Below are 7,901 nucleotides of genomic sequence, written 5' to 3' on the forward strand. Positions count from 1 at the left end.
CGGTTGCATCTATTTTCAACACAAGCCCAGGCTCCAGAACGGCACGTTAAGTTTTCCGGCCTAGGCTCTCCTTGAGACATGACGCAGGCCAGTGACATACCGCAAAGGCGGCCCCTCGCCCGGATCGGCAGCTTTTTGGCCGAACGACGGGGGCTGCTTCGCGACTATTTCTCGGCGATCAGCGGCGCCGGCGGGCGACTGGTGTTTTCGCTGGCCTATTTCATCGCGCTGGCCAACACGCTCTCCATTTCCGAATTCGGCATGTTCGCCACCGCGTCGGCGGCCGGTGTCATGCTGTCGCGCATCCTCGCTTTCGGGTTCATCTCGGCGCTCTACCGCACCGCCACCATCCGCCCCAATCTGATCGGCACTTTTTCCGCCGGCTTCCTGCTGCTCGGCGTGCTGTCGCTGCCGCTGCTGGCCGCGGCCTCGTTCGGCGTCTATCTGCTTTTCTTCGCCGACACCGTGCCGCTGTCGCTGTTTGCCGCAATCGTCTTTGCCGAAGCGCTGTTGTGGCGGCCGGTGGAGGTGGCGCTGATCGTCAACAATGGTCTGGGCAAGTTCGGCCGCGCCGCGCTGCTGGCTATCCTGGCGACGGCACTGCGGGCGCTCGGCGCGGTGCTGTTCATGTTCTCAGCACAACACAGCGTCTGGATATGGTCTTGGTTCTATATCGGCGCCAATGCCGCCTCGCTGCTGATTGCCTTCGGCTTCTTCTACCCGCGCCAGAGGCTGCGGCTGCGCGTCGCGCTGTATCTTCGGCGATTGGCCGATTCCATCTATGTGGCCGGGGCCGAAGTGCTGTTCTACCTGCAGATGGAGTTCGACAAGCTGCTGGTGCTGGCGATCGGCGGCCCGCATCTGGCTGGCATCTACGCCATCATCATGCGGCTGGTAGACCTGACGGCCATTCCGATCCGCACCTTCTCGATGATGCTGGTGCAGCGCATGATGCGCGCGCCGGAACTGCTGTCACGGCTGGCGGTCAAGAGCGGCATCGAAGGCGGCGTTTTCGCGGTCTCCACGGCAGCGCTGCTGACGCTTGGCATCGTGCTGCACTTCTTCCCCAACGCACTCGGCAAGAATGTCGCCGAGGCAGCGCCGCTGGTGGTGCTGGCGATCTGCGTGCCTGGACTGCGCAATCTTGTCGAATACCAGGCCGAGCTTCTGTTCGCACGCGGCCAGACCTTGGTGAGGGCGCTCAATCTCGGCCTGCTGGCCGGGCTGAAGGCAGTGTTGCTGACCTATGTGCTGACGACCATCCACGACACGCCAAATATGGTGCTGTCGCTCAACGTCGTCTTCCTGCTTCTGTATCTGGCCTCGACGCTGCTCACCTATTCGGCGATGCGCAAGCCGGCAAAGGCGATTTAGCACTAAGAGCGGACTAGCCCGATCAGACGGCGGATGCGGCCGATATCGGTGCCGATGAAGGATTGCATGCCGATCGCCACCTGCTCCGGCGCCATGGCGGCAACGAAGCGGCGGAACTCGTCGTCCGACAGCGCCTCGCCGGTCCAGTGGACACGGCAGAACTCTTCCGAACCGTGGAAGTGGCCGGCACCGTCCAGCAGATCGTCGACATAGCGGCCGTAGATCATGCATTCGGAGAATTTGCGCGCCGAGCCGACGACCTCGACCCAGTCGCGGCCATGGACCTTCTCGATCTCGGCGCACATGGCCAGCACGGTGTCGCGCCGCCACGCGATCAGCGTCGAGATATAGTCATGGATCGACGTCCGGGACGGGTCGATGCCGAGTGCCGATCCCGCATTGCGCGACCAGATGCGATGCTCCTCATGACCTTCGTCCGCCAGGACACCGTCGCGGCGGAACAGGCGCACCTTGCCGTCGCGCCAAAAGGCGCCGCAGTCGAAAGGTTTGAGGAAAGCGACGTCTGAATCGCAGAAGATGAGCACGTCTTCCCCGGCATGCGCCGAGATGGCGATGCGACGCAACTGCTGCACATGCCAGCCGCGCAGCGGCTGGGTCTTAAGGCTGAGCCACACGCGCCGGCGAAACAGGCTGAGCGGATCGTCGAAAGCGTGCAGCCAGCGCGGCAGCAATTCACGCTCGTCGACGACCGTGCGGCGGCCGGTTTCCAATTGGCGAAACTGCCTGACGTCGCGATGTTCGACCAGGATGTAATGGTGCGCCGTGCCCGAAACGTGGCGATCAAGTGTCTCGCACAGCAGGCGGCAGCGCTCGAAGTCGGGCGCGTAGCTTGCCGTCACGATTGCCGCCGTCGGTGTCTGCCGCAGCGGGCTCGGTTCGACAGCGGCACCTGGCACGAACCTGCTGTTCACTTGATATCCCTCGCTGCTTCGGGTGTACGCGAGAATTTCTGCCTGACGACGCGCAGCAGGAACAGCGGGTTGCCGACCACATAGCGGCGCCACAGGCGGCTCGGTTCGACAGCCAACCGGAACAGCCATTCGAGCCGCAGCCGGCGCATCCACAAGGGCGCGCGGGGCACCGCGCCGCTCAGGAAATCAAGCAATGCGCCGACGGCGATCGGCAGCGTGCAGTGGCGCGCGTCGATATGGCGTTCGATCCACAATTCCTGGCGCGGCACGCCCATGGCGACGAGCAGCACGTCGGGCCGAAGCGCGGCAATCCGGTCGACAATTTCCTGCTCCTGCGAAGCGGGGAAATAGCCGTCATGGATCACCACGAAGCTGTGCTGCACGGCCAGAGCCGCCAGCTTGACCGACGCCGCTTCGGCATTGACGCGCGTCGCGCCGAGCAGCCCGACGGTCAGCGGCGTCGTTGAGGCCTGCAGGAAGGCCGGGACGAAATCGGTACCGTTGAGATTGTCGGGAAATGGCGCCCCGTAGAGGAGTCTCGCCGCCAGATCGATACCGATGCCGTCGGGCAGGATGAGGAAATCATCGAGTGCCCCGGCGAACACCCGGTCGGTATAGGCGATGTTGGCGTTGTGGGCGTTGAGGAAACTGACCTTGGTGAAGCGCCGCTCGGCAATCAACCGGTTCAGCAGGGCGATGGCATCGTTCCAACGGACCGCAACCACCGGGATGCCAAGGATCGTCTTCAGCGTGTCGAGCCCGAACGCGGCGCGGGCGGAATGCATGTTCATGCAAACGCCTCCTGCCTGACAGGCTCGAGCTTTTCGAGGCCGAGCCGGATGGCAGCGTCGAGCGCCTTGACCTGCGCGCCCCGGAACGCGCTGCCGTCAACATCGCGGATGTCGGCCGCCGCAGCCTCAAGTGCCTTGGCGAAGGCGACGGGATCGTCGGTGACGACGCAGTTGGCCGGACGGTGGTCGATGCCGCGCAGCGAACGGCTGGTGGCGACGGAAGGCAGGCCGAGCTCGAAGGTTTCGATTGTCTTCAACTGGACGCCGCTGCCGGCGGTGCTGATCAGCGGGATGACGGCAGCACCGCGCACGAAAGCCTGCGCGTCGGGCACGCGGCCGACAAATTCGACACCCGGATGCTTCGAGGTGACGCCCGAAGGCATGTGGCCGGCGATGCGGATGCGAAAGTCGGGTCGCAGATGCGGCACGATTTTGCCCAGGAACCAGTCGAGGCCGATGCGGTTCGGCTGCCAGGTCCAGGTGCCGATCAGGGCGGCGTCGCAGTCGACGCGGCGCGGGCCTTTCAGGGTTGGCGCGTGGGCACCGGTCACCAGTGGCAGCACCGCCGAGCGGTCGTGCGAGGCGACACCGAGGGCGGCGCGGTCTTCTTCGGCCAGGGTGAAGATGAAACGCGCCCGGCGGCAGAGACGCTCTTCGACGATCTTGAGCAGCCTCGCCTCACGACGAAACAGCAGGCGCTGGAAGAGGCTGCCGGCGGCAGCGGCATTCTCCCGCGCCGAAAGATGCTCGACATTGTGGGCAACGAAGATCGAAGGTCGCTCAGTGAACAGCTTTTCGAAGGCGCCGGCGAACTGCACGGAATTCAGGACATAGCCATCAACTGGTCCAGCTTGCTCGATGGCAGCGAGAACATCGCTGTCGGACACGGCGCGCAGCTTGACAGACGCGAAGGTGAGGCCCGAAAGCAGCGCCTTGCCGACCCAGGCCAGCTTCTGCCGCGCGGAGGCATTGTCCGTGCGCACGTCGATGGCACCCAGCACCACGGTGTTTTCGGGGTCGGCCGCGGGCTTCCCCGGCCAGGTGAAGCCGATGACGGTTACGCGCGCGCCAGCGCGCCGCAAGGCAGCGATGATCGCAGCGTTGGCGATCTCGTAGCCCGAGGCGAGAGCGCCGTCAGGCACGATCGATGTGGCGAACAGCAGATGCATCTCACCTATCCTGTGGTGTAGCCGGTAGCAAAGTGCGGTGAACCCTTGATTAAGCCAGCACATTCGATGGCCGAAAGTCCCTGTCTGGCGGGCTTCTCCGTGCAAGGTGATTAACGAAACCTTATCACCGTGGTGCTACCAGAGCCCAACTCACCATGTGGCTGGACACGGATGATCCCTTTGCCATCGGACGGTTCGGTATCGATCGCTGGACGCACGCCGCGGCTTGACGTCGAGGCCGTCGAAGCCGTCGTCACCTTGCCGACCTTCAAGCGTCCCCAGCAGGTGCTGGAAACGCTGGCGTCGCTGCGCGCGCAGCAAACCGGCAGGCGCTTTGCCGTCATCGTGGTGGAGAACGAAGCCGACGCGCAAGCCGGCGCCAAGGCGGCGCTGCCGCTGTTCGAGCGCGGTGAGATGCCGGGCCTCGTCATCACCGCGCATGAGCGCGGCAATTGCAGCGCCTACAATGCCGGCTGGCAGACGGCCATCCTGCAATTCCCGAACTTCAGGCATCTGCTGGTCATCGACGATGACGAGATCGCCGATCCGCAGTGGCTGGAACGGATGTGCCGGGCTGCCGAAACGCTCGGCGCCGATATTGTCGGCGGCCCGCAGGTGCCCGTGTTTGCCGACCCCGCCCATGCGCGATGGGCCGAGCATCCGGTGTTCGCGCCGCCTTACCAGGAAACCGGACGCGTGCCGGCGCTCTATTCGTCCGGCAATCTTCTGGTCGGACGCAACGTGCTGATGGCCATGGGGCCACCCTTTCTCGATCTCAGATTCAACTTCATGGGCGGCGGCGATTCCGACTTTCTCAGCCGGTCGGCGCAAAAGGGCTTTGTTCTGGGTTGGTGCGCTGAGGCCAAGGTGCTGGAAACCGTTCCGGCGCGGCGTATCGAAGCCGACTGGATTCGTGCCCGCAGCCTGCGCAACGGCGTCATCTCGACAATGGTCGAAAAGAAGAAGCGTGCCGGCACGCCAATGGCCGGCGCCAAAGTGTTGCTGAAGAGCCTGGCACTGCTTGCCGCCTCGCCGCTTCGTGGCCTGATCCGGCTGGCGCGGACCGGCTCGCCTGATATCGCCATCTACCCCGTCCATGTGGCGCTGGGCCGCGTGCTGGCCGAATTCGGATATGCCAATGAGCAATACCGCCAGCCTGAGAAAAACTGAGCACGCGCCGCTCAGCGACGCGTTCACGCGCGAAGGCGTGGCCACCGCCATTGCCGCGCTGCTGTTCACCGTCATCATGGTGTCCTTCCGGCCGTTCCAGCCGGGCGGCGCCGAACTCACCGGTCAAGGCGGCGACATCGTCAACCAGCTTGGCTTCGGCTCGCTCGGCGCCATGTCGATCTTCTCGCTGATGGCCTTTGCCGATCCGCGCGTCGTGCGCTCGCTGCTCAGCCCGTCCTGGGTGCTGATGCTGGGCTTCTTTTTCCTGTCGGTGGTCCTGTCGACCGATCCGCCTTCGGCGATGCGTGCCGCCTCATTCACCCTGATCGGCATCCTGACGATGGCGACGATCCTGGTGCTGCCGCGCGACGCCGAGGCCTTTTCGAAGGTGATCATCTTCACCGCCGTCGTGGTCATGGGCCTTTCCTATCTCGGCCTCATCGTGTTTCCGCACGAGGCGATGCACACCGCCGACTCGCAGGAGCCCGAGCATGCCGGCCTGTGGCGCGGCGTGTTTACCCACAAGAACATCGCCGGGCCGATCATGGCCTGCCTCAGCTTCGCAGGCCTCTATCTCTACCGGCGCGGACAGCGCTACTGGGGCGCCGGGATCTTCCTCGCAGCGATGATCTTCATGCTGCACACCGGCTCCAAGACGACTGCCGGCCTGGTGCCGTTCTCGATCCTGATCGTGATGTTCCCGAGCCTGATAGGCATGCGGCTCGGCACGCCGATCCTGTTTGCGCTGGCGATCGTCGCCACGGCGGTCGGCACGCTGGGCATCGTCTTCCTGCCGCCTGTAAAACATCTGGCGGCGATCTATTTCCCCGGCATGACCTATACCGGCCGCACGACGCTGTGGGAGTTCGCCGGCAGCATGCTGGCGAAGAAGCCATGGACCGGCTACGGCTATGAGAGCTTCTGGGGCACGCCGCTGCTGCTCAACCAGGATCAGCCCTTCGACCGGCCGTGGGACATCAGGACCATCGTGCACGGCCATGACGGCTATCTCGACATCGCCGTGCTGATGGGCATTCCGGCACTTTGCGTCGCGGTCTACACCTTCCTCATCGCCCCGTTGCGCGACTACATGCGCATTCCGTTGCGCAAGGAGAACATCTATCTCGGCGACTTCTTCATGATGGTGGTGCTGTTCACGGCGCTGAACGCTTTCCTCGAAAGCTTCTTCTTCCATCGCGGCGACCCGGTCTGGCTGTTCTTCGTGCTCGGCGTGCTTGGCCTCAGGCAAGTCTCGCTGCGGCCAATCGCGGTACGCGATCCCGATCGTGGCTCGCGATCCTGACAGGGCTTCCCCAGGGAAGCGCCAGCGTCTATGTGATGGCTTCCTTCGGAGGGCTTTCGATGACGATCAGACTTGTTCTCGCCGGCTGCGGCAATATGGGCTACGCCATGCTCTCGGGCTGGCTGAAATCCGGCAAGCTTGCGCCATCGGCGGTCTTCGTGGTCGAGCCCAATGCCGATCTGCGCAATCGCGCCGCAGCGTTGGGCTGCGGCACATCAGCCGATGCCGGCGATATTCCAGCAGACGCCGTGCCCGATCTCGTCGTCATCGCGGTGAAGCCGCAGGTGATCCGCGACGTCACAGCCGCCTACAAGCGCTTCGGCGATGGCCGCACCACCTTCGTCAGCATCGCCGCCGGCACGCCTGCCGCCACCTTCGAGGAAATCTTGGGAAACCGCGCGCCGATCGTGCGTTGCATGCCCAACACGCCCGCGGCGATCGGCAAGGGCATGATGGTGGTGTTTTCCAACAGACTGGTCTCCGACGACACCAAGCGCTTCGTCGCCGACCTTTTGTCAGCGAGCGGTGAAGTGGCCACCATCGACGATGAGGGCCTGATGGACGCGGTGACCGCCGTGTCCGGATCGGGACCGGCCTACATCTTCCATTTCATCGAGGCGCTAACGGTGGCCGCCGAGAAGGCCGGGCTGCCGACGGCGACCGCCAAGCTGCTCGCCATGCAGACCGTCTACGGCGCCGCCTCGCTCGCCGCCGAAAGCGGCGAGGAGCCGGGCGTGCTGCGCCGGCAGGTCACCAGCCCCAAGGGCACGACGGCCGCGGCGCTGGCCGTGCTGATGGGCGAGGACCGGCTGACGCGCCTTCTCACAGAGGCGGTAGAGGCCGCGCGGCTGCGATCGATCGAGCTCGGGAAGTAAGCCGGTAACTCCTTGCGTTGACGCCTTGGCGGAAACGCCCATCGCTTCGTCATCCTATGGCGGAGCAAGGAGCGAAGCGACGCGGCGCAGACCATAGGATCCTGTGACATCCGAGCGCCGCTACGGCGCAGAATTCTGCTGCATTCCTCGATCAAGGTCGCGGCATGGCAACTGTGTTCATGCGAAAGCTTTTTTATCACGGATGATGGCGTTTAGGACGACGAGGAGCTTCCTTGCGACGGCGATGATAGCCTTCTTCTTTGACGCTGAGCGAGCTGCGATGGCGC

Annotated in this window: 7 protein-coding genes; 4 read left to right on the top strand and 3 right to left on the bottom strand. The window is 64.4% G+C overall.

The window, feature by feature from the left end:
- Window positions 1–78 precede the first annotated feature (78 nt).
- Entirely contained in the window at window positions 79–1,374 is a 1,296-nt protein-coding gene (locus EOA13_RS28835) for a lipopolysaccharide biosynthesis protein (RefSeq protein ID WP_127296899.1), read from the top strand.
- Window positions 1,375–1,376: 2 nt separating this feature from the next.
- On the opposite strand, the gene EOA13_RS28840 is transcribed toward EOA13_RS28835, so the two are convergent.
- Genes EOA13_RS28840 through EOA13_RS28850 form a run of 3 tightly spaced genes read right to left on the bottom strand, consistent with a single transcriptional unit; the run spans window position 1,377 to window position 4,266 of the window.
- Window positions 1,377–2,306 (bottom strand): DUF6492 family protein, encoded by a 930-nt coding sequence (locus EOA13_RS28840; RefSeq protein ID WP_127296900.1) that lies wholly within the window; start codon window positions 2,304–2,306, stop codon window positions 1,377–1,379.
- Window positions 2,303–3,097, bottom strand: coding sequence for a WecB/TagA/CpsF family glycosyltransferase (locus tag EOA13_RS28845; RefSeq protein WP_127296901.1), 795 nt, complete (start codon window positions 3,095–3,097; stop codon window positions 2,303–2,305). The genes EOA13_RS28840 and EOA13_RS28845 overlap by 4 nt, the downstream gene beginning before the upstream one ends.
- Window positions 3,094–4,266, bottom strand: a complete 1,173-nt coding sequence (locus EOA13_RS28850; RefSeq protein ID WP_127296902.1) for a glycosyltransferase family 4 protein — start codon at window positions 4,264–4,266, stop codon at window positions 3,094–3,096. The genes EOA13_RS28845 and EOA13_RS28850 overlap by 4 nt, the downstream gene beginning before the upstream one ends.
- 171 nt (window positions 4,267–4,437) lie before the next feature.
- Here EOA13_RS28850 and EOA13_RS28855 point away from each other — a divergent pair, with 171 nt between their 5' ends.
- From EOA13_RS28855 to proC, 3 genes are read left to right on the top strand one after another with little or no spacing between them, the layout of a single operon-like run.
- Window positions 4,438–5,436, top strand: coding sequence for a glycosyltransferase (locus EOA13_RS28855; RefSeq protein ID WP_127296903.1), 999 nt, complete (start codon window positions 4,438–4,440; stop codon window positions 5,434–5,436).
- Entirely contained in the window at window positions 5,405–6,739 is a 1,335-nt protein-coding gene (locus EOA13_RS28860; RefSeq protein WP_127296904.1) for an O-antigen ligase, read from the top strand. The genes EOA13_RS28855 and EOA13_RS28860 overlap by 32 nt, the downstream gene beginning before the upstream one ends.
- Before the next feature lie 59 nt (window positions 6,740–6,798).
- The gene (gene proC, locus EOA13_RS28865; protein ID WP_127296905.1) at window positions 6,799–7,614 is read left to right on the top strand and encodes a pyrroline-5-carboxylate reductase; all 816 of its coding nucleotides are present in this window, start codon (window positions 6,799–6,801) and stop codon (window positions 7,612–7,614) included.
- The last annotated feature ends 287 nt before the right edge of the window (window positions 7,615–7,901 follow it).

The sequence above is a fragment of the Mesorhizobium sp. M7A.F.Ca.US.011.01.1.1 genome (assembly GCF_003998295.1).
Lineage (GTDB): Bacteria > Pseudomonadota > Alphaproteobacteria > Rhizobiales > Rhizobiaceae > Mesorhizobium.

Coding starts and splice junctions, on each gene's coding strand:
- EOA13_RS28835 (WP_127296899.1), top strand. CDS start 79: ATGACGCAGGCCAGTGACATACCGCAAAGGCGGCCCCTCGCCCGGATC.
- EOA13_RS28845 (WP_127296901.1), bottom strand. CDS start 3,097: ATGAACATGCATTCCGCCCGCGCCGCGTTCGGGCTCGACACGCTGAAG.
- EOA13_RS28850 (WP_127296902.1), bottom strand. CDS start 4,266: ATGCATCTGCTGTTCGCCACATCGATCGTGCCTGACGGCGCTCTCGCC.
- EOA13_RS28855 (WP_127296903.1), top strand. CDS start 4,438: ATGATCCCTTTGCCATCGGACGGTTCGGTATCGATCGCTGGACGCACG.
- EOA13_RS28860 (WP_127296904.1), top strand. CDS start 5,405: ATGAGCAATACCGCCAGCCTGAGAAAAACTGAGCACGCGCCGCTCAGC.
- proC (WP_127296905.1), top strand. CDS start 6,799: ATGACGATCAGACTTGTTCTCGCCGGCTGCGGCAATATGGGCTACGCC.